Source organism: Vibrio sp. 970, assembly GCF_033339075.1.
Map to the genome: position 1 here is coordinate 1 of NZ_JAWOTW010000217.1, position 779 is coordinate 779.

Genomic DNA, 779 nt, shown 5'->3' on the forward strand with positions numbered 1-779 from the left:
TGACTTGTACGCCGCTGGTAGTGGGTAATCTTGGTAATCCAGTAGTGCATCTAGAGCGCGAACAACAAGATCAGAAAGCTCTTCGAAATCATCCAGAGCTTTGATTGCGCCAAGGTTGAACGCGGAAAGCGTACATAGTGCAATCTCACCTGAATCATCTTCAACGGTAGTCAGGGGTTTAGTTGGAAGTGCGATTTCCAGACATAGGTTAGACTGACGAACTGGCGCAACTTCAGAGTCGAATGGGCTGTGAGTGTTACAGTGGTCTACGTTCTGAATGTAGATACGACCTGTTGAAGCACGCTCTTGCATGAGTAGCGAGAACATTTCGATGGCTTTTACCGTTTCCTTCTTAACTGAAGGATCGTTCTCGTATTTCACGTATAGACGTTCAAATTCTTCTTGGTTCTCGAAGAATGCGTCGTATAGACCCGGTACGTCTGAAGGTGAGAATAGAGTGATGTTGCCACCCTCAACCAGACGTTGGTACATCAGTTTGTTTAGCTGTACGCCGTAATCCATGTGACGAACGCGGTTCTCTTCAACACCACGGTTGTTCTTAAGCACCATTAGTGAACGTGCTTCGCCGTGCCACATTGGGTAGAACACCGTTGCTGCACCACCACGTACACCACCTTGAGAACAACATTTTACGGCTGTTTGGAAGTACTTGTAGAACGGGATACAACCTGTGTGGAATGCTTCACCGCCACGGATCTCAGAACCTAGCGCACGAATGCGACCCGCGTTGATACCGATACCAGCACGTTGAGATACGT

The 779-nt window shown here is 48.0% G+C and carries 1 pseudogene; it reads right to left on the minus strand.

Features of this window, described 5'->3' with window-relative positions:
- A pseudogene (locus R7Q11_RS25785) lies at nt 1-779 on the minus strand (ribonucleotide-diphosphate reductase subunit alpha); the annotation flags it as partial.